This is a genomic window from Geobacillus sp. WSUCF1, from assembly GCF_000422025.1.
GTDB classification, from domain to species: Bacteria; Bacillota; Bacilli; order Bacillales; family Anoxybacillaceae; genus Geobacillus; species Geobacillus zalihae.
In genome coordinates this window covers 1-20,518 of the sequence record NZ_ATCO01000114.1, presented here as the reverse complement: position 1 = coordinate 20,518, position 20,518 = coordinate 1, and the positions used below count along the sequence as shown (strand labels likewise).

Below are 20,518 nucleotides of genomic sequence, written 5' to 3'. Positions count from 1 at the left end.
GTGTGTACGTGAAAGTGCCGATCACTTCGCCGGTCGATTTCATTTCCGGGCCGAGCGAAATGTCGACGTTGCGCAATTTCGCAAACGAGAACACCGGCACTTTCACGTACACACCAGGGCTCACCGGGCAGACGCCCGTCTCATAGCCCATCTCGGCAAGCTTCGTCCCTAAAATGGCTTTCGTGGCGAGATTCGCCATCGGCACGCCGGTGATTTTGCTTAAAAACGGCACCGTGCGGCTTGAGCGCGGGTTCACTTCCAAGACATAGACGTCGCTTCCCGAGACGACAAACTGAATGTTCAACAGCCCGACAATATGCAGTCCGCGCGCCAGTCGGATCGTGTAATCCGCGATCTTGTCGATCACTTCCGCGCTTAATGTCTGGGGCGGGTAGACGGCAATCGAATCGCCGGAATGGACGCCGGCCCGTTCGATATGTTCCATGATCCCTGGAATGACGACCGTCTCGCCGTCGGCAATGGCATCGACTTCGACTTCCTTGCCGGTGATGTACCGGTCGACAAGAACCGGGTGCTGCGGATTGACGCGCACGGCATGTTCCATGTAATGAAGCAGCTCGCCGCGATTGTACACGATTTCCATCGCCCGGCCGCCGAGCACGTACGACGGGCGAACGAGCACCGGATAGCCGATCTCCTCAGCGATGGCGACCGCTTCTTCGACCGAAACGGCCGTTTTGCCGGCCGGCTTCGGAATGCCGAGTTCCGAGAGCGCCTGTTCAAATTTGTCGCGGTCTTCGGCGCGGTCCAAATCCTCAAGCGTCGTCCCGAGCAAGCGGACGCCGCGCGCTTCGAGTTCCGCCGCCAAGTTGATGGCCGTCTGACCGCCGAATTGGACGATGACGCCGACCGGCTGCTCGAGGTCGATGACATGCATCACGTCTTCGGCCGTCAGCGGTTCGAAATACAGTTTGTCCGATGTGCTGAAGTCGGTCGAGACCGTTTCCGGGTTGTTGTTGATGATGATCGCCTCATAACCGGCCTGCTTAATGGCCCAGACGCAATGGACGGTCGCATAGTCAAATTCGATCCCTTGGCCGATGCGGATCGGGCCGGAGCCAAGCACGATGACGCTCGGTTTTTCCGTCACGATCGATTCGTTTTCTTCCTCGTACGTGCTGTAGTAGTACGGCGTTTCCGACGTGAATTCGGCTGCGCACGTATCGACCATTTTGTACACCGGCACGATGCCTTCCTGGCGGCGCAGCGCGTAAACGTCGCGCTCCGTTTTGTTCCATAACGCCGCTATCGCCGCATCGGAGAAGCCGAGCGCTTTCGCTTTCTTTAATACGTCAAGGTCGCCCGGGCGGCTTTTCAACACTGTTTCCATCTCGATGATGTTTTGGATTTTATACAGGAAAAAGCGGTCGATTTGGCTCCATTCATGCAAGGTGTCGACCGTTACCCCGCGGCGGAGCGCCTCGGCGATGTAAAAGAGCCGCTCATCGCCCGCCTTGCGGATCCGTTTTTCGATCACGTCGTCGGCCGCGTGTTTCACTTCCTTCAATTCGAGATGATGCACGCCGATCTCGAGCGAACGAACGGCTTTTAACAGCGATTCTTCGAACGTCCGGCCGATCGCCATCACTTCGCCGGTTGCTTTCATTTGCGTGCCAAGGCGGCGGTTCGCCGATTCAAATTTGTCAAACGGAAAGCGCGGAATTTTCGTCACGACATAATCGAGCGCCGGCTCGAAGCAGGCGTACGTTTTCCCGGTGACCGGGTTGATCATTTCGTCAAGCGTCAGCCCGACGGCGATTTTCGCCGCCAGTTTCGCGATCGGATACCCCGTCGCTTTTGACGCCAGCGCCGACGAGCGGCTGACGCGCGGGTTCACTTCAATGACGTAATAGCGGAAGCTGTCCGGGTCGAGCGCCAGCTGGACGTTGCAGCCGCCTTCGATGCCAAGGGCGCGGATGATTTTCAAGGACGCGTTCCGCAAAAGCTGGTATTCGCGGTCGCTTAACGTCTGGCTCGGGGCGACGACGATTGAGTCACCCGTATGAATGCCGACCGGGTCGATGTTTTCCATGTTGCAGACGACGATCGCGTTGTCATTGGCGTCGCGCATCACTTCGTATTCAATCTCCTTGTAGCCGGCGATGCTCCGCTCGAGCAAGCATTGGTGCACCGGGCTCAGCTTCAAGCCGGTTGAGACGATTTCAATAAGCTCTTCTTCGTTCGTGCAAATGCCGCCGCCCGTGCCGCCGAGCGTGAACGCCGGGCGGACGATGACCGGATAGCCGATTTGTTCGACAAAGGCGTATGCCTCTTCCAAGCTGTGAATAATCGCGCTTTCCGGCACCGGCTCGCCAAGCTCGTTCATGAGGGCGCGAAACTGTTCGCGGTCTTCCGCCTTTTCGATCGCCTCGAGCTTCGTGCCGAGAATTTCCACGCCGCACTCCTCGAGCACACCGGCTTTGGCGAGCTCAACCGCCAAGTTGAGTCCCGTCTGGCCGCCGAGCGTCGGCAAAATCGCGTCCGGCCGCTCCTTGCGGATGATGCGGGCGACAAACTCAAGCGTCAGCGGCTCCATATAGACTTTATCGGCGATTTCCGTATCGGTCATGATCGTCGCCGGGTTTGAGTTCACCAGAATGACTTTGTATCCTTCTTCTTTTAGGGCTAAGCACGCTTGCGTTCCCGCATAGTCGAACTCGGCCGCCTGGCCGATGACGATCGGCCCCGAGCCGATGACTAAAATCGTTTCAATGTCGCGGCGTTTAGGCATGGATGACTTCCCCTTTCTTGTTGAACTCGCGGATGAGCGCCAAAAACTCGTCAAACAACGGATTCGCATCTTCCGGGCCCGGCGAGGCTTCCGGATGGTATTGCACCGTAAACGCCGGGAAATCGAGATGGCGGAGCCCTTCGACCGTGCCGTCATTTAAGGCGATATGCGTCACCTCAAGCCGGGTGCCAGAAAGCGACTCGTGCGTGACGGTATAGCCATGGTTTTGCGACGTGATGGCGACTTTGCCGGTGCGCAAGTCTTTCACCGGATGGTTCGAGCCGCGATGGCCGAATTTCAGTTTCTCCGTATTCGCGCCGCACGCCAACGCGAACAGCTGATGGCCGAGGCAGATGCCAAAGAGCGGCACTTTGCCGAGAATCCCGCGGATCATCTCGATCGCTTCCGGCACGTCTTTCGGGTCGCCCGGTCCGTTTGACAGCATCACTCCGTCGGGATGCCAGCTGAGCACGTCTTCCGCCGTGGCGTTGTATGGCAAGACGATGACATCGCAGTTTCGCTTATTCAGTTCGCGCAAAATGCCGTGCTTCATCCCAAAGTCGATCAAGACGACGCGCTCGCCGCGCCCCGGGCTTGGGTAGGCGCTTTTTGTTGAGACGCGCTGCACTTGGTCGCGCGGCCACTCCATCGCTCGCAGCTTGGCTGCCGCTTCCGCCGGATCGACATCCAGCCCGCAAATCATTCCTTTCAGCGTTCCGTGCTGGCGGATGATCCGCGTCAGTTTGCGCGTGTCAATGCCCGCGAGTCCCGGAATGTCTTTTTCTTTTAAATACTCATCAAGCGTCATTTCGCCGCGCCAGTTGGACGGCTTCACGCACGCTTCTTTGACGATGAACCCGTGCACGTACGGGCGGATCGCTTCAAAGTCGTCGCGGTTGATGCCGTAGTTGCCGATCAACGGATACGTCATCGTCACGATTTGCCCGCAATACGACGGGTCGGTCAAAATTTCTTGATATCCGGTCATGCCGGTGTTAAAGACGACTTCCCCGGTCGTCTCTTTCAAACTGCCAAACGCATCCCCGACAAAAAATGAACCGTCTTCCAAAATCAGCTGCCGTTTCATGTTACGCCCTTCCTTTCTCCCATACGAGTGTTCCGCCGACAAACGTCATCACCGGCCAGCCTTGGCACACCCAGCCAGCAAACGGCGTATTTTTTCCTTTTGAGGCAAACGTCTCGGGATCAATCGCTTCTTCCGTTTCCAAATCGATGACCGCAATGTCCGCCGGCGCCCCGACGGCAAGCCGGCCCGCGTTTAGGCCGAAGCATTGCGCCGGTTTCACCGTCAGCCAGTCGACAAGCTGCTTTAGCGTAAACACGTTCTTTTTGACCAAATGGGTGTACAGAAGCGGGAACGCCGTCTCGAGTCCGACGATGCCAAACGGCGCCGCCTCGATCCCTTTTGCTTTTTCCGCCGCCGTATGCGGTGCGTGGTCGGTGGCGATCAAATCGATCGTCCCATCGAGCAGGCCCTCGATCAATGCCTCGCGGTCCGCGCGGCTGCGCAGCGGCGGATTCATTTTGTAATTCGCATCCAGCCCCGGAATGTCCTCATCGCACAAAAGCAGATGGTGCGGCGTCACTTCGGCCGTGACGCGGATGCCGGCCCGCTTCGCGTCGCGGACGGCGCGCACCGACTCTTTCGTGCTGATATGGCAGACGTGATAATGGCATCCCGCTGCTTCCGCGAGCAGGACGTCGCGGGCGATGTGCACCGCTTCGCAGACGGATGGAATGCCGGCGAGCCCATGCCGGCGGGCGAACTCGCCGTCATGCACCGCGCCGCCGTTTTTTAATGTATCGTCCTCGCAATGGGCGACGATCGGCATATCGAGCGCTGCCGCCCGCTTCATCGCCTCATACATCATCCCAGCCGACTGGACGCCGACGCCGTCATCGGTGAACGCGAACGCTCCCGCTTCTTTGAGCGCCGCAAAGTCAGCCAGCTCTTCCCCTTTTTGCCCGATCGTGATCGCCGCATACGGAAGCACGTTGACGTGCGCCGTTTCGCGGATGCGGGCTTGCAGCCGTTCCATCTGTTCTTTCCGGTCCGGCACCGGATTTGTGTTCGGCATGGCGGCAACCGTCGTAAAACCGCCTTTCGCCGCGGCGAGCGTGCCCGTTTCAATCGTTTCTTTCGCCTCGCCGCCTGGTTCGCGCAAATGAACGTGCAAGTCGATCAAGCCGGGAGCGATGAGACGGCCGCCGACGTCGATCACGTCCTCCCCATCCGCTTCGAGCGGCTGTTCATACAGGATCGCCGCAATGGTTCCGTGTTCCATTTTGAGATGTGTCCGCACCAATTTCCCATCTTCATTGAACGACATGCCATTTTTCAGCCATACGTCCATGCTCCATTCTCCCTTCCATTGCCCGTTTTAAGACCGCCATCCGCACGTAGACGCCGTTTTCCATTTGTTTAAAAATGCGCGATGCCTTCGCTTCGACGAGTTCGCTGGCGATTTCGACCCCGCGGTTGACCGGCGCTGGATGCAAAATGACAGCCCCTGGTTTCATCCGCCGCGCCCGCTCAAGCGTCAGCCCGTACCGCGCATGGTACTCTTCTTTCGTCAGCCCCATCGTTTCCGCATGGCGTTCATGTTGGATGCGCAACAGCATCACGACATCGGCGCAGGCGATGGCCTCATCGAGTTCGACGTACGTCCCGTGCGGATTCGTTTCGTCTTTCCACTCTTCCGGTCCGGAAAACAGGACGTTCGCGCCCAATCGTGTCAACACTTCCGCATTGGAGCGAGCGACGCGGCTGTGGCGGATGTCGCCGATAATCGCCACCGTCAAGCCAGTGAAAGCGCCAAACTCTTGGCGAATCGTCAATAAGTCCAAGAGCGACTGGGTCGGATGATGCCCGCAGCCGTCGCCGGCGTTGATGACCGGGATGCCGACCGCATGACGGAGCGCTTCGAAATACGCATCTTCGTGGTGGCGGATGACAACGGCGTCGACGCCGATCGCCTCAAGCGTCTTGACCGTATCGTACAGCGTCTCCCCTTTTTGCACGCTTGACCGTTCCGGGTCAAACGGGATGACATGAAGCCCAAGCTTCCGTTCCGCCATCTCGAAGCTGCATTTCGTGCGCGTGCTCGGTTCGAAAAACAAATTGGCGACATACATCGGCGCGGCCGGGCGCCAAGCGCGGCCGCGGCGGAACGCTTCCGCTTCATCAAGCAGCCGGGTGATGTCGGAAAGCGGCAGTTCGCTCAATGTAAAAAGATGGGTCATTGGCCTCTCTCCCTTTCTTTTTTTGCAAAAAAACACCTTGCCGGCTGGGCAAGGTGTGACGATCAGCGCATGGCAGAGCCGAAGAAGGTGCACTCCGGCCCTGGATGCGCCTGTTTTCACACCTTTTTAAGCCTCACGGGACTTAATTAAAAGGTGTTTTGTATTCGATTTAGGCAACATGGCCGCTGTCGTTTTCAGCTTCAAATAAGTTTTCCGCTTCTTGCGGACGCCCCGGCAGCACTAAGTTGAGCAGGACGCCGACAATCGCCGAGAGCGCCATGCCGGTGATTTGGAAGCTGTCGCTGATTTTCAGCACCGCACCGCCGATGCCGATCACCAAGATAACCGAGGCGATGACCAAGTTGCGCGTCGCGCCGAAGTCGATGCGGCTGTCAACGAGCATCCGCAATCCGGACGAGGCGATGATGCCAAACAGCAAGATCGACACGCCGCCCATGACCGGCGTCGGAATCGAGCTGATCAGCGCCGTGATTTTGCCGACGAAGCCAAAGGCGATCGCGATGACCGCCGCGCCGGCGAGCACATAGACGCTGTAAACCCGGGTGATCGCGAGCACGCCGATGTTTTCCCCGTACGTCGTTTTCGGCGGGCCGCCGAGCAAGGCGGAAATCATCGTCGCTGTTCCGTCCCCTAAAATCGAGCGGTGCAGCCCCGGTTTTTGAATGAGGTCGCGGCCGATGACTTTGCTTAACACAAGCTGGTGGCCGATATGTTCGGACAAGGTGACGATCGCCACCGGCACCATGAGCATGACGATCTCGGCAGTGATGCGCACCGGATAATCGGCAAACGGAATCAAGAAATCCGGCCATTCGAACCATTTGGCCGCCGCCACTTTCGACAAGTCAACCAGTCCGACAGCGAGGGCGTAAACATAGCCGACGACAATGCCGACAAGCACCGGAATCAAGCTCAACATGCCGCGCGCAAGCACCGAGCAGACGATCGTGGCCGCGAGCGTCACAAGCGCCACCGAGAAATGAAGCAGGCTGTATTTGCCGTCCGGGCCGTTCATCGCCATCCCGACCGCCGTGCCGGCTAAGCCGAGACCGATGACGATGATGACCGGACCGACGACAACCGGCGGCAACAGTTTCATCACCCAGCGGTAGCCGGCTTTTTTAATGATGAGGGCGACAACCCCGTACACCAATCCGGCGAGGAAGCTGCCGATCATGGCCGCTCCCGGGCCGCCAGCCGTTTTCGCCGCGATGATCGGCGCAATGTAGGCGAACGAGGAGCAAGATACGCCGGCACCTGCCATTTCGTAATGAGCAAAAACGCCAATGTTCCGAGCCCGCTTGTGAGCAAGGCGATCGACGGATCCAACCCGACTAAGTACGGCACTAAAATCGTCGCCCCGAACATGGCGAATAAATGCTGCAAGCTTAACGTCACCCATTGCCCGGCCGTCGGGCGGTCTTGAATATCCAATATCGGTTTGTTCACTTTCCGCCACTCCTTTCGCAATATAAGCGAATGTATCTTCTAGTGTGCACAAAAAAACCCTCTTGGCCCGCGAAGGCACAAAGAGGGTGCAGAAACAGCCGAAACCATTCCGCCCCTTTTGCAGCCTCGCGGGACTGCGCTTAAAAGGGAGCCTGCTTTATTTTTCATGAATCGATACTTGATCGACGCCATCCACTTCCGACAATTCGACGACAATGACTTCGGCGCTGGACGTCGGGACGTTTTTGCCGACGAAATCGGCGCGGATCGGGAGTTCCCTGTGTCCGCGGTCAACGAGCACGGCGAGCTGGACGCGCGCCGGGCGGCCCAAATCCATGACCGCATCCATCGCCGCCCGCACCGTCCGGCCGGTAAACAGCACATCATCGACTAAAATGACATTCCGCTCGCTCACCGGAAACGGCACGTTCGTTCCTTTCACAAGCGGTTCATGGTCGTCCGTCTTCACCGTCAAATCGTCGCGATACAGCGTAATATCGAGTTCACCGACCGGAACGGACGCCCCTTCGATTTGTTCGATCCGCTCGGCCAAGCGGCGCGCCAAGTAAATGCCGCGCGTTTTAATTCCGACCAATAGGCAATTTTCAATGCCTTTGTTCCTCTCGATGATTTCGTGGGCGATGCGCGTCAAGGCGCGGCGAATCGCCTGTTCATCCATCACGACCGCCTTTTGCATTCCGTCCACCTCCTAAAAGCGCATGCACGCCGCGGCCAGCGTGTTTCCGCAGGCGGCGCGCCAACCAGGCCGTTCCCGCCTGTTTTCATAAAAAAATCCCCCGCCTGTGAAGCGGGGGATGGCGCGCTTATCGCCAAACAAGATGGGCATACATCGCCCTTCTTTGTCATTCCGACCCCTTTTCAGCCTCACAGGACTGAACTTAAAGGTTCCTGTTCACTTGTTTTCATTGTAAAGCGGCTGCGTCCGTTTGTCAATCGTTTTTTCGCAGCCATTCGAGCAATTCGGCAAACTCTGGAGGCAACGGTGCTTCGAATTCCAAATACTCGCCGCTTCTTGGATGACGGAAGCCGAGCACCCCGGCGTGCAGCGCCTGGCCGTCGATGGCGAGCGTTTTTTTTCGGCCCGTATTGCGGGTCGCCAGCGAGCGGGTAGCCGATGTATTTCATATGGACGCGAATTTGGTGCGTCCGCCCCGTTTCCAGCTGGCACTCCACATACGTATAATGGCGAAACCGCTCGAGCACGCGGAAATGGGTGACCGCTTCCTTCCCGTTTTCTTCGGTGACCGCCATTTTCTTTCGATCGCGCTTGTCGCGGCCGATCGGGGCATCGATCGTGCCATAATCGTGCGGAATGACGCCGTGGACGATCGCCTTGTAGCGGCGCGTCACCGTTTTGTTCACCAGCTGCTCGACGAGCGAGCGGTGGGCGGCGTCGTTTTTCGCCACCATCAACAGTCCTGATGTGTCTTTGTCAATGCGATGGACGATGCCGGGGCGAAGCACGCCGTTGATCCCGGACAAGTCGCGGCAATGGGCGAGAAGCGCATTCACAAGCGTGCCGCGCATATGCCCGGGCGCCGGGTGGACGACCATGCCGCGCGGTTTGTTGACGACAAGGACATCCTCGTCCTCATAATAAATGTCCAGCGGAATCGGCTCCGGCTCGACATGAAGCGGCTCCGGCTCCGGCGGTGAGACGGCGACCGAGTCGCCCGCCTCGCATTTGTAGTTCGCCTTCACCGTTTGGCCGTTCACGGTCACAAGCCCGTTTTTGATCCATTGCTGCACTTGTGAACGCGACCATTCGTCATTTAGCGCCGCGATCACTTTATCGATCCGCTCGCCGTCATATTCGTCTTCGATGTGAAACGTGATCGTGTCCATCTACTCATTCCCTTTCTCTGGTGTCGCGAAAAAAAACATATGGACAAACAGCAAGATGACGCCGACGGTCAGCGCCGAGTCGGCGACATTGAACACCGGAAAACTGTACGTGCCAATATACGTATGGATAAAGTCAACCACTTCTTTCCGGAACACACGGTCGATAAAGTTGCCGACCGCCCCGCCGAGCATCAGCCCAAGCCCTACGCCCGCCAAACGCTCGGAAGGGTTCAAACGGCGGATATAGATGATGATACCTGCCACAACAACGACTGTAATCAAATAAAAGAGCCAAAACTGCCCTTCGAGCATCCCCCACGCCGCGCCGCGGTTGCGGTGCGACGTAATGTAAAGCACATTGTCAATGATCGGGATGCTTTCCCCAAGCCGCATATAGCGGACGACAAGCCATTTCGTCCATTGGTCGAGGATGACGACCGCCGCTGCAATCCAATAGTATGCCACCGTGCCAAGTCCCCCTGTCCTTCTCATTCATCCTTTTTGCATTGTAGCATAATTCGCCATGGCAAACAAATGAAGCGGCAAGGCCGCCCCAAGGCAGCCTTGCCGCTTTTTGTTACGCGGAATAATGTTCGTTCACAATGTGCGCGCAGCGCGGACAAAGCGTTGGATGCGACGGATCGGCGCCGACTTCTTTCGTCACCGTCCAGCACCGCTCGCACGTCTCGCCTTCCGCCGGGCGGACGAGGACGGCCACGTGGTCGAGCCGCTCGGCTTCGGCCGGCGCGGCGTCATACGGCTCATCGGCGATCGAAAAGGCGGAAACGATGAGAAGCTGGCGCAAGTCGGCATCAAGCGACGCCAATAGCTTCCGCACCTCGTCTTTCGGGTAGACGATGACGCTGGCCGTCAGCGATTTGCCGATCACTTTTTCATTGCGGGCGTTCTCGAGCGCTTTGAAAATATCATCGCGCACGTCCATAAACGCATCCCATTTCGCCAGCAGCGCTTCTTCGCCGTCGATCGCGATCGGCTCCGGCATATCGGTGAGCTGGATGCTTTCGACGTTTTCTCTTCGATTCGGGATATGCTCCCACACTTCATCGGCGGTATGCGGCAAAATCGGCGCGATGAGCTTCGCCAACGCGACGACCGTTTCATAGAGCACCGTCTGCACGGCGCGGCGGGCGCGCGAGTCGGCCGCTTCGATGTACAAAATGTCTTTCGCCATATCCAAGTAAAATGCGCTCAGCTCGACGGTGCAGAAATGGTTCATCTCATGGTAAACCGCGGCGAAATCGTAGCTGTCATAGGCCTTTTTCACTTTGGCGATCAGCTTGTTCAACTTCGCCAGCATATAGCGGTCGACTTCGCCAAGCTCCCCGACCGGCACGGCGTTTTGGTTCGGATCGAAATCGAACAAGTTGCCGAGCATAAACCGGAACGTGTTGCGGATTTTCCGGTACACTTCCGACACTTGTTTTAAAATATGGTCGGAGATGCGCACGTCCGCTTGATAGTCGACCGAAGCGACCCAAAGGCGCAAAATATCGGCGCCAAACTGTTCCATCACTTTCGCCGGCACGACGACGTTGCCGAGCGACTTGCTCATTTTCCGCCCTTCGCCGTCCAAGACAAAGCCGTGGCTCAACACGCCTTTATACGGCGCTTTGCCGGTGACGGCAACGGCGGTGGACAGCGATGAGTTGAACCAGCCGCGGTATTGGTCGGAGCCTTCCAAGTACAAATCAGCCGGACGCACGAGATCGTCGCGTTCGACCAACACGGCTTGGTGCGACGAACCGGAGTCAAACCAGACATCCATAATGTCCGTTTCTTTCGTAAAGATGCCGTTCGGGCTCGACGGATGGGTGAATCCTTCCGGCAGCAAGTCTTTCGCCTCGCGTTCAAACCAGACGTTCGACCCGTATTGGCGGAACAGGTTCGACACATGCTCAATCGTCTCATCGGTGATGATCGGTTCACCGTTTTCGCCGTAAAAGACCGGAATCGGCACCCCCCAGGCGCGTTGGCGGGAAATGCACCAGTCGCCGCGGTCGCGCACCATGTTGTGGATGCGGATTTCCCCCCACTCCGGAATCCATTTCGTTTCCTTAATCGCTTGAAGCAGCTCGTTGCGGATTTTATCGATCGATGCAAACCATTGCGTTGTCGCCCGGAAAATCGTCGGCTGCTTTGTCCGCCAGTCGTGCGGATACGAGTGGGTGATAAACCCAAGCTTCAACAAAGCGCCGACTTCCTCAAGCTTCTGTGTAATCGCCTTGTTGGCGTCTTCGTAAAACATCCCGGCAAATCCCGGCGCTTCCTCGGTCATGTAGCCGCGTTCATCAACCGGACAAAGGACCGGAAGTCCGTATTTTTGCCCAACGAGAAAGTCGTCTTCCCCGTGGCCCGGCGCCGTATGGACACAGCCCGTGCCGGCGTCGGTCGTGACGTGTTCGCCGCACACAACAAGCGAGTCGCGCTCATAAAACGGATGTCTCGCCACGACGTATTCAAGCTCTTTTCCTTTGACCGTTTTGACGACCGACCATGCGTCCCAACCGATTTCTTTCGCCACCGATTCCGCCAAAGCGGCAGCGACGACATACCGTTTTCCGCCGACATCGACAACATGGTAATCCAAATCCGGATGAACCGCGATCGCCAAGTTCGCCGGAATCGTCCACGGCGTCGTCGTCCAAATGACGATTCGCTCATCGCCCTCAAGCACGCCTTTGCCTTCTTTCACCGGGAAGGCGACATAAATCGACGGCGAACGTTTGTCTTTATATTCGATTTCCGCTTCGGCGAGCGCCGATTCGCTTGACGGGGACCAATAGACCGGCTTCAACCCTTTGTAGATGAGCCTTTTTTCGCCATTTCGCCAAATACTTTAATTTGCTGGGCTTCGTACTCCGGTTTGAGCGTAATGTACGGGTTGTCCCAGTCGCCGCGCACACCGAGCCGCTTGAACTGCCGGCGCTGGTTGTCGATTTGTTCATACGCGTATTGCTCGCACCGCTTGCGGAACTCGGCGACGCTCATCGATTTGCGGTCGACGCCTTGCTTCGCGAGCGCCGTTTCGATCGGCAGTCCGTGCGTATCCCAGCCCGGCACGTACGGCGCGCAATAGCCGTTCATCGATTTGTAGCGGACGATGATATCTTTTAAAATTTTGTTCAGCGCATGGCCCATATGAATGTCGCCGTTGGCATACGGCGGGCCGTCATGCAGGACAAACAGCGGCCGTCCTTTCGTCCGCTCCTGCACTTTCCGGTAAATGTCCATTTCCTCCCATTTTTTTTGCATCTCCGGCTCCCGCTTCGGCAAGTTGCCGCGCATCGGGAACTCGGTTTGCGGCATAAGCAGCGTCTCTTTGTAATCCATCCTTGCTCCTCCTTCGAACGATAGATTCCAAATAAAAAACCGTTCTCCCCCGGCAAGGGACGAGAACGGTCTCGCGGTACCACCCTTCTTGGCCATGCAAACGACGCACAGCCCACTTTTCATTCGTAACGGGAATGACGCGCCATGGCCTACTTGATGTTCGGCATGGAACTCCAGGGTGATGTTCACTCTTGCGCCGATGCCAGGCTTCCACCATCCCCGGCTCGCTGCGACCGGTCGTACAAGAGCTACTGTCCCTTTCATCGTCGATGGCTATTTCGCTATTCATCCTGAAAAAAGCCAACCGCCTCCCACGGCGGCTGATGCGGCGATTTTTGCCAATTATTATAACCGAAACGTCTTCGGTTCGTCAAGGCTGTGACAGCGGTTCTCTCGCCCCTTCTTCCAAATCCGGCGCCTCATACTCCATCAACTCGTCCCAATCGCGGCTGTTGATCATATCAAGCTGGGCCTCGACAAGCATGCGGAAACGGGCGCGGAACACTTTCGACTGCCGCTTCAGCTCCTCGATCTCGAGGGCGATTTTCCGCGATTTCGCCAATGCATCGCTGATGATGCGCTCGGCGTTTTTTTCCGCCTCTTTAATGATCAGCTTCGCCTCTTTTTGCGCATTCCGCTTCACTTCTTCCGCTGCTTCTTGAGCAACAAGAATCGACTTGTTGAGCGTCTCCTCAATGTTCGCAAAGTAGTTCAGCTTTTCCGTCAGTTCGGCCACTTTCTCTTCCAGCTGCTTTTTTTCACGGATGAGCATTTCATAGTCTTTAATGACTTGATCGAGGAACTCGTTCACTTCGTCTTCATCGTACCCGCGAAACCCGCGGCTGAATTCCTTGTTGTGAATATCCAATGGCGTCAACGGCACAACGGCCACCTCCGTCTCCATCATTCCTTTTCTTCACTTTCATTCGACACGGTTTGCCGATTTCCTGCCGTCATTTGCTTATTTTTGTCGGCCGATCTGAACGAGCCAGCGCTCTTTTTTCGTCGGCCCTTCCACCGAAAACAGCTTGCAGCGGCCAAAACCGCGCGCCGACAGGACATCGCCCGGTCCGCAGAGGAAATCCGGCTTGTCCACCACCTTCCAGTTCACTTTGACAAGCCCGCTTTCAACAAGCGCACGCGCTTTCTCGCGCGCAAGGCGAAACGCCTGAGCGAGCACAGCATCGAGCCTTAGAGAAGACACCGTGACCGTTCCTTCCTCCCACGTTTCGGCAAGCGGCATGGCTGCCGACAACGGAAGCGGCTCAAGCGCAACCGGAGCTTTGCCGATCGTTTCGACATGCAAGCGGACGTAGTCGGCGACCTCAGCAGCAACAAAAAACTGAATTTCCCCATCCCGAACGAGAATATCGCCAAACTTGCCGCGCCGCAAGCCAAGCGACATCAGCGCCCCCAACACGTCGCGATGTTCAAGGGAAACGAATTTCGCCGGATAGCGGACGGCAAACAGCACAATGCCATAATCCTCTTCCTCAGGGTCGATATACGGCGGAGCGAGAAACGCCCGCTTCCGCTCGACAAACGGGGCGCCTCCGAAAAAAAAACACGCGCACGTCTCCATCGCCGCCCGTGATGCTTTGCACGATTTGCTGCTCACGCGGATCGAGAAAATCGGTCAGCTTCGGAGCGTACTGACGGCTCACCATCTCCTTCCACTCGAGCACTTGATCAATGAACGGATGTTCCTCTTTGCGAAAATGCTGATACAGCTCCACTCGACGTCACCTTGCTTTCATGGAAGAAAGAAACCCACAACGGATTCCTCTCTGCGAGTTCCGCCCTTCCGCCTTTTTGCCTGCCAGACGGAGAGCGGCGGCGCCGTGCGCGCAAAACGAAGCCTAAAACTGCGACTGAAGAATGTCGAACAGGGCGTGAAGCCCTCTCGTCGCGAATTCAAGAACGATAAGCGCGACGATTGGGGAGACGTCAATGATGCCAAGCGGCGGAATGACGCGCCGAAACGGCTCCAAATACGGCTCGCAAATGGCGGCGAGCATCTGTCCGAACCGCGTTTCGCGCGCATTGGGAAACCACGACATTAAAATATAAATGATCAGCGCATACGAGTACACTTGAATCACTGTCGTCAAAAACGTGAGTACATAATCCAACGGCTACCACCTCTTCATCGGTCTGTCATCCTCGCCGTCGAGCGAAATCGAGCCGCTGACGTCGACGTTTTCCGGGGTGCATAAAAAAATTTTTGTGCCGACTTGCTGAATGTCGCCGCCAATGGCGTACACCGTGCCGCTTAAAAAGTCGACGATCCGCTTCGCCTGCTCATGCTGGATGCGCTGCAAGTTGACGATGACCGCGCGCCGGCTTTTCAAATGGTCGGCGATCTCCTGCGCCTCCGCATACACCCTCGGCTCAGCAAGCACGACTTTCGCCGATTTTTGCACGCTTTGCAGGCTGACGACGTTCGCCTTGCCTGCCGTCTTCGGCAGCGCCTCTTCTTCCGGCTGTGGCGCCTCATATTCTTCTTCATAGTCTTCGTAGTCTTCTTCTAAAAAATAATCACGGAATTTTTTCATCAATCCCATCCGGTTTCACCTCCTACAATGATCCAACAAGCGCGCTGCCTATGCGCACAAACGTCGCTCCTTCCTCGATGGCGATCGTGTAATCGTTTGACATGCCCATTGACAGTTCGGTGCATGGGGCATGGGCCATTCCCAACGCCTGAACGCGTTCCTTCAGCATCCGCAATTGGCGAAAGCAAGCGCGCAATACCGCTTCGTCGTCCGTGTGCGGCGCCATCGTCATCAATCCGACGACTTCGATGCGCGAAAAGGCGCGAAGTTGTTCAATAAACGGAATCGTTTCTTCGGGGGCGAGCCCGTGTTTGGTCACTTCCCCCGACACGTTCACTTGCACAAAACATTTTACTGGCCGCACCGCCCGTTTTTCAATTTCTTTCGCGAGCGACAAGCGGTCGAGTGAATGAATGTAATCGACTTTATCAATAATGTCTTTGACTTTGCGCGACTGAAGCGTCCCAATGAAATGCCACGTCGCTTGATTTCCGATCCGTGCATGCTTTTCAATCAATTGGTCGGAGCGGTTTTCGCCGAGGTCGGCAATGCCGGCGTCAAGCACCTCCATCGCCCGCTCGGCATCGACATATTTAGTGACCGCCACGATGCGCACGCCGGCCGGATCGCGGCCGACGCGAGCGCAGGCCGCCTCGATTTCTCGGCGAATGGCCGCCAAGTTGTCGCGCACCGTCATGCCGTCTCCTCCCTTCGGCCGATAAACGCCAACATCCTTCCAGTCGTTCCGCGGTCGCGGCGGTGGGAAAAAAACAACGCTTCCTCACAGCTTGTACAGCGTTCCGACACATAAATATGGCTGTTCGGAACGCCAGCCGCGATCAACTGAAGCCGATTGGCTTCCTTTAAGTCGAGCGCATATTGCCCTGGGCTTGTTTCCCGCCATGGCAACGGGCTTTCCGGAGGAAGCGTCGGGCGCAGACTGTCCACGACACGGTCGTCAACCGTATAACAGCACGGACCGATGGCAGGTCCGATGGCAACATAGATGTCGCTCGGCGCGATGTGTTCGCGCGTTTGCCAAAGCCGCACCATGTGACCAGCGATGCCGCCCGCCGTTCCCCGCCACCCGGCATGAGCAAGGCCGACTAACCCAGCAGATGGCGCCACAAAATAAATGGGCACACAATCGGCAAAACAAAGCGCGAGCAACACCTCCGCTTCGTCTGTATACAACCCGTCGACCCCTGGAACCGCCGTGGCGAAATCTTGCGCTCCGTTCCCCCGTTCGTTTTTCGTCACCTTCCGAATGTCGGCGCCATGCACTTGTTCACAACATACCCATCGCTCAAGCGGGAATGAGAGCCATTGCGCCAAACGCCCGCGGTTGGCGACAACAACCGTGCGATCGTCGCCGACGTGCAGCCCCATATTCAGCGAAGCGAACGGCCCTTTGCTCTCCCCGCCATGTTTCGTCGTCAATCCAGCGACGGCTCCAGCAAACGGAGGCGCACCGCAGCGGAGCCAGCCGCGGGCTTCTTGTTGAAAAATGTCCGGCATTCACGTCAACCCTCACGCTGCTTTTTGTAGTTTTTTATCACTTTTTTTCCTATTTTATCATAGTTTGTTTGTCCATGATAACCTTTATTTGCGATTTTGTCGAAACATTGCTGTCAACCCTAGGCCATCCTCGGGATTCAATCCGTATCATGAAGGCGGACTAAAATCACATCGGCTCCGATTTTGACGATGTTCTGCCATGGAATGACGACCGCCTCTTCGCGGCCGAACAGCCCGAGCATCTTTCCGGCGCCTAAAATAATGAGTGAGCGGATTTTTCCAGTATCTAAATCAATATCAATGTCCCCAATATTGCCAAGCTTCTTCCCATTGGCTACATTGACGACATCTTTCGTCTGAAATTCGGAAATTCTCATCACGATTTTTCTCCCCGCCTTTCCTCTCCCTCTTTTTCATCTATATGACGCCGAATGAGCAGTTATGTGCCAAAGAAAAAGGCTGCACCTGCAGCCTGTCACACTTGGATGTTTTTATTCATTTGCCGGATCGCCGCTTTTTCGAGCCTGGACACTTGCGCTTGGGAAATGCCGATTTCCTCGGCCACTTCCATTTGCGTCTTTCCTTGGAAAAAGCGTTTGCGGATGATCATTTTTTCCCGCTCATTCAACCGCCGAAGCCCTTCCTTCAAGGCGATTTCTTCGATCCATTGGCTGTCGCGGTTGCGCTCATCGCTCAGCTGGTCCATCACATAAATCGGGTCGCCGCCGTCGTTGTAAATCGGCTCAAACAACGAAACAGGATCTTGAATGGCATCGAGGGCAAAAACCACTTCCTCATGGGCGACGCCGAGTTCTTTGGCAATTTCCTCGGTTGACGGTTCTTTCGCCGTCTCGCTCATGAGCCGCTCTCGCACTTGCAACGCTTTGTAGGCGATGTCGCGCAGCGAGCGCGAAACGCGGATCGGGTTGTTGTCGCGCAAATAGCGGCGGATTTCGCCGATGATCATCGGCACGGCGTAAGTGGAAAACTTCACGTTTTGATTGAGGTCAAAATTATCAATCGATTTCATAAGTCCGATGCAGCCGACTTGAAACAAATCATCGACAAATTCGCCTCGGTTGTTGAAGCGCTGAATGACGCTCAACACGAGGCGCAAGTTGCCGTTTACTAATTTCTCTCTCGCCTCCAAATCCCCCTCATGCATCCGTCGAAACAGTTCACGCATTTCCTCATTTTTGAGGACGGGAAGCTTCGAAGTGTCTACGCCGCAAATCTCGACTTTGTTCCTCGTCAAGTTGTTCCCTCCCATCAGGAGATGCTAAGTCGTCAGTTTTCAGTATCTCCTTGGAAGGGAAAAATATGCACAGCCTGTCCGACGCGGAAAAAGCGGCGGAATTTCGCTCCCGCCGCCCGCTACATCATTTTATTGAATTCTTTGCGCAACCGTTTAATGATCCGCTTCTCGAGCCGCGATATGTACGATTGCGAAATGCCGAGCAAATCAGCGACGTCTTTTTGCGTCTTTTCTTCGCCGCCGGAGAGGCCAAAACGCAATTCCATAATTTGCTTCTCGCGGTCGCTCAGCTGGCGCAAGGCGTTTAAGAGCAAGCGCCGGTCGACATCCGCTTCCAAATCTTTCGTAATCACGTCGTCTTCCGTTCCCAATACGTCGGAAAGCAACAGCTCGTTGCCATCCCAGTCGATATTGAGCGGTTCATCAAACGACACTTCCGCCCGCACTTTGTTGTTGCGGCGCAAATACATTAAAATTTCGTTTTCAATGCAGCGCGACGCGTATGTCGCCAGCTTGATCTTCTTCTCTGGGTTGAACGTGTTGACCGCCTTAATGAGGCCGATCGTTCCAATGCTGATCAAATCTTCAATGTGAATGCCGGTGTTTTCAAACTTGCGCGCAATGTAGACGACAAGACGCAAATTGCGTTCGATCAAAAGCGATCTCGCCGTGTCATCGCCGGCGGCGAGCCTGGCGATCAGCTGCTCCTCTTCTTCTTTTGTCAGCGGCGGCGGGAGGGCTTCGCTGCCTCCGATATAATAAATTTCATCCGCCTTCAAGCCGAGCTTGGCCAAAAACTTATACAGCCAGTACATGAAACGAAGTTTCCACTTTTTCATGAAAATCCCCCTTCTAAACGGATCAAAAGCGAGTATGATATACTAACAAAACCTACGAAGCGGTCAGCTTTCTTCCCGCCTGCACCATTTTCGGATGGACGATGCAGTCGTACTCTCCATCCGTCGACAGCGGATCAGCGCTTAGCGCCACAAGCCCTTGCGCTACTTCCAACCATTCGTTTTCGTACCGCAGCATAATGCGGTCTGGCTTAACCGCCGCCATCATTTGTGGACCGCTGCCGACCGCACGGTACGGAATGAGACGGAGGCGATGGACCCACCGCTCCGGCGGGGAAGCCAGCATCATGGGAGAGCTGAGACAACCCAGTAGCTCCTCAGGAAGCACGGCCTTTGCTTTTTCCTGTTCGACTACCATCACCGGCGTTTTTGTCAACGGATCGACGAGCTGGTTGCCGCTGTCAATCAAGCCGCGCAGCATAAGCGGCCGCCCGTCCCATACGATCTTGACCTCAATGATATATTCAAACCGCAGTTTTTTTTTCGCGAATCGCCTCCACCCTTCGGCGAGAAAAAAGCCATAAAACCGGAAACCCGATGACAACAAACAGCCAACTGACCGGATCGCCCGCTCCGGGATGATGCATGAGAAGCATTCCTTGGCGGACGGACAGTTGGTGCGCGAAAACATAATGAACCGCCAGCATGCCGCCGCCGACAGCGAACGTAGCAAAGTAAAACGCCAGCATATTTTCAAGCAAATAGCGCGGGCGCTTAAAGCCGAAGGCGGCCCACACGATCAACACGGAAACGGCTGCTTTTATCAACGGGTGCTGGGCGATGGCGGAAAACGGGGTAAACAGCAGCACAACGAGCAGCGAACCGATCAACGCCCCGGCCAACAGGCGCCACCAGACGATCGGCCGCTTGAGCATGAGCGCCGTCAGCCAAAGAAGCAACGCGTCAAAACAGACGTTCAACAGCCAAATGACATCGAGATAGACAACCAACCGTCAAGCCCCTCCCCCCGCCCACATCGGCTTTATCTGAAACAAGTATATAGCATCTCTTCGGGGAAAGTCTGTCAATCGGTGGCGGTGAAAAAGGGGATGTTTTGTCAAAACAGGGGGAACCACGGCGGATCAAATCGGCCGGCACGAAAGCCTAACCCGCCTTCTCTTTTTCGCCCTTTCGTTGCGAGAGAGCGGGCGGCCAACGCGAGAAGTTTTTGGTCCTAATCGGAAAAGCGAGGCTGTCTCAAAAGATCGTCTTTCTTTAAGAGAGATACAATATATGTTTCACCGAAGTGCTTCGTGCACGTTCGTGCATGCATCTTGTGATGAAGAAAGGGTGTCCCGTTGCTTTTGGGACACCCTCGTTTCGCCATCTAGCGGCGGCGGTTGCGGTTGCGCAAGAAAGCGGGAATGTCAAGCGGATCTTCTGCTTGCCCCGAGCGGAGCGCCGCATAGTCTTGTATCGGCTCTTCGCGCTTTTCCCGCTTTGACGCCGGCGCCGCTTTCGGCACAGTGCCGATGCCAATGCGCGGCGGCCGCGGCTGCGAAGCGACGTTTTCGTTGAATCCGGTCGCAATGACCGTCACGACGATCTCGTCCTTTAAGTCCTCATTAATAACGGAGCCGAAGATCATGTTCACTTCTTGGTCGGCCGCCGAAGCGACGATATCGGCAGC

16 protein-coding genes, 5 pseudogenes and 1 other annotated feature are annotated in these 20,518 nt (G+C 56.2%); all 21 genes and pseudogenes read right to left on the bottom strand.

Annotation, left to right across the window (positions count from 1 at the left end):
• Positions 1-2,752 (bottom strand): carbamoyl-phosphate synthase large subunit (carB, locus tag I656_RS05185; RefSeq protein WP_020755736.1); only part of this gene is annotated, 2,752 nt, incomplete at its 3' end.
• A complete protein-coding gene (locus I656_RS05190) occupies positions 2,745-3,839 on the bottom strand; it encodes a carbamoyl phosphate synthase small subunit (protein ID WP_033006050.1) in 1,095 nt (364 codons plus the stop codon). The genes carB and I656_RS05190, both read right to left, overlap by 8 nt.
• 1 nt (position 3,840) lies before the next feature.
• The gene (locus I656_RS05195) at positions 3,841-5,127 is read right to left on the bottom strand and encodes a dihydroorotase (protein ID WP_020755734.1); all 1,287 of its coding nucleotides are present in this window, start codon (positions 5,125-5,127) and stop codon (positions 3,841-3,843) included.
• On the bottom strand, positions 5,090-6,016 hold the full coding sequence (locus tag I656_RS05200) for an aspartate carbamoyltransferase catalytic subunit (protein ID WP_033006049.1): 927 nt from the start codon (positions 6,014-6,016) through the stop codon (positions 5,090-5,092). The genes I656_RS05195 and I656_RS05200 overlap by 38 nt, the downstream gene beginning before the upstream one ends.
• 169 nt (positions 6,017-6,185) lie before the next feature.
• Positions 6,186-7,486 (bottom strand): annotated as a pseudogene (locus I656_RS05205) (solute carrier family 23 protein).
• A gap of 157 nt (positions 7,487-7,643) precedes the next feature.
• Positions 7,644-8,183, bottom strand: a complete 540-nt coding sequence (pyrR, locus tag I656_RS05210) for a bifunctional pyr operon transcriptional regulator/uracil phosphoribosyltransferase PyrR (protein WP_033006047.1) — start codon at positions 8,181-8,183, stop codon at positions 7,644-7,646.
• Between the two features lie 253 nt (positions 8,184-8,436).
• Positions 8,437-9,352, bottom strand: a pseudogene (locus I656_RS05215) (RluA family pseudouridine synthase).
• Positions 9,353-9,844: a signal peptidase II gene (gene lspA, locus I656_RS05220; protein WP_020755729.1), complete on the bottom strand. Its 492-nt coding sequence runs from the start codon at positions 9,842-9,844 to the stop codon at positions 9,353-9,355.
• Between the two features lie 85 nt (positions 9,845-9,929).
• Positions 9,930-12,703: pseudogene (ileS, locus tag I656_RS05225) on the bottom strand (isoleucine--tRNA ligase).
• A 52-nt stretch (positions 12,704-12,755) separates the two neighbouring features.
• Positions 12,756-12,976: a binding site (T-box leader), on the bottom strand.
• A 97-nt stretch (positions 12,977-13,073) separates the two neighbouring features.
• Positions 13,074-13,586, bottom strand: coding sequence for a DivIVA domain-containing protein (locus I656_RS05230; RefSeq protein WP_011230635.1), 513 nt, complete (start codon positions 13,584-13,586; stop codon positions 13,074-13,076).
• Between the two features lie 78 nt (positions 13,587-13,664).
• Positions 13,665-14,439 (bottom strand): annotated as a pseudogene (locus tag I656_RS05235) (RNA-binding protein).
• Between the two features lie 123 nt (positions 14,440-14,562).
• Positions 14,563-14,835: a YggT family protein gene (locus I656_RS05240; RefSeq protein ID WP_020755723.1), complete on the bottom strand. Its 273-nt coding sequence runs from the start codon at positions 14,833-14,835 to the stop codon at positions 14,563-14,565.
• 3 nt (positions 14,836-14,838) lie between these two features.
• Positions 14,839-15,267 (bottom strand): cell division protein SepF, encoded by a 429-nt coding sequence (locus I656_RS05245; RefSeq protein WP_011230632.1) that lies wholly within the window; start codon positions 15,265-15,267, stop codon positions 14,839-14,841.
• A gap of 13 nt (positions 15,268-15,280) precedes the next feature.
• On the bottom strand, positions 15,281-15,955 hold the full coding sequence (locus I656_RS05250; protein ID WP_015374366.1) for a YggS family pyridoxal phosphate-dependent enzyme: 675 nt from the start codon (positions 15,953-15,955) through the stop codon (positions 15,281-15,283).
• Positions 15,952-16,776, bottom strand: a complete 825-nt coding sequence (gene pgeF, locus I656_RS05255) for a peptidoglycan editing factor PgeF (RefSeq protein WP_011230630.1) — start codon at positions 16,774-16,776, stop codon at positions 15,952-15,954. The genes I656_RS05250 and pgeF overlap by 4 nt, the downstream gene beginning before the upstream one ends.
• 137 nt (positions 16,777-16,913) lie before the next feature.
• The gene (locus I656_RS05260) at positions 16,914-17,156 is read right to left on the bottom strand and encodes a YlmC/YmxH family sporulation protein (protein ID WP_013145837.1); all 243 of its coding nucleotides are present in this window, start codon (positions 17,154-17,156) and stop codon (positions 16,914-16,916) included.
• Between the two features lie 95 nt (positions 17,157-17,251).
• Positions 17,252-18,031, bottom strand: a complete 780-nt coding sequence (sigG, locus tag I656_RS05265) for an RNA polymerase sporulation sigma factor SigG (RefSeq protein ID WP_011230628.1) — start codon at positions 18,029-18,031, stop codon at positions 17,252-17,254.
• A gap of 119 nt (positions 18,032-18,150) precedes the next feature.
• A complete protein-coding gene (gene sigE / locus I656_RS05270) occupies positions 18,151-18,870 on the bottom strand; it encodes an RNA polymerase sporulation sigma factor SigE (RefSeq protein WP_013145838.1) in 720 nt (239 codons plus the stop codon).
• A gap of 52 nt (positions 18,871-18,922) precedes the next feature.
• Positions 18,923-19,432 carry a sigma-E processing peptidase SpoIIGA gene (locus I656_RS19760; RefSeq protein WP_255348554.1) on the bottom strand — a complete coding sequence of 170 codons (510 nt, stop codon included), beginning with the start codon at positions 19,430-19,432 and terminating at the stop codon, positions 18,923-18,925.
• Complete coding sequence (locus I656_RS19755) at positions 19,353-19,838, bottom strand: sigma-E processing peptidase SpoIIGA (RefSeq protein WP_020755721.1); 486 nt, start codon at positions 19,836-19,838, stop codon at positions 19,353-19,355. The genes I656_RS19760 and I656_RS19755 overlap by 80 nt, the downstream gene beginning before the upstream one ends.
• Positions 19,839-20,215: 377 nt before the next feature.
• Positions 20,216-20,518 (bottom strand): annotated as a pseudogene (locus I656_RS05275) (cell division protein FtsZ); the annotation flags it as partial.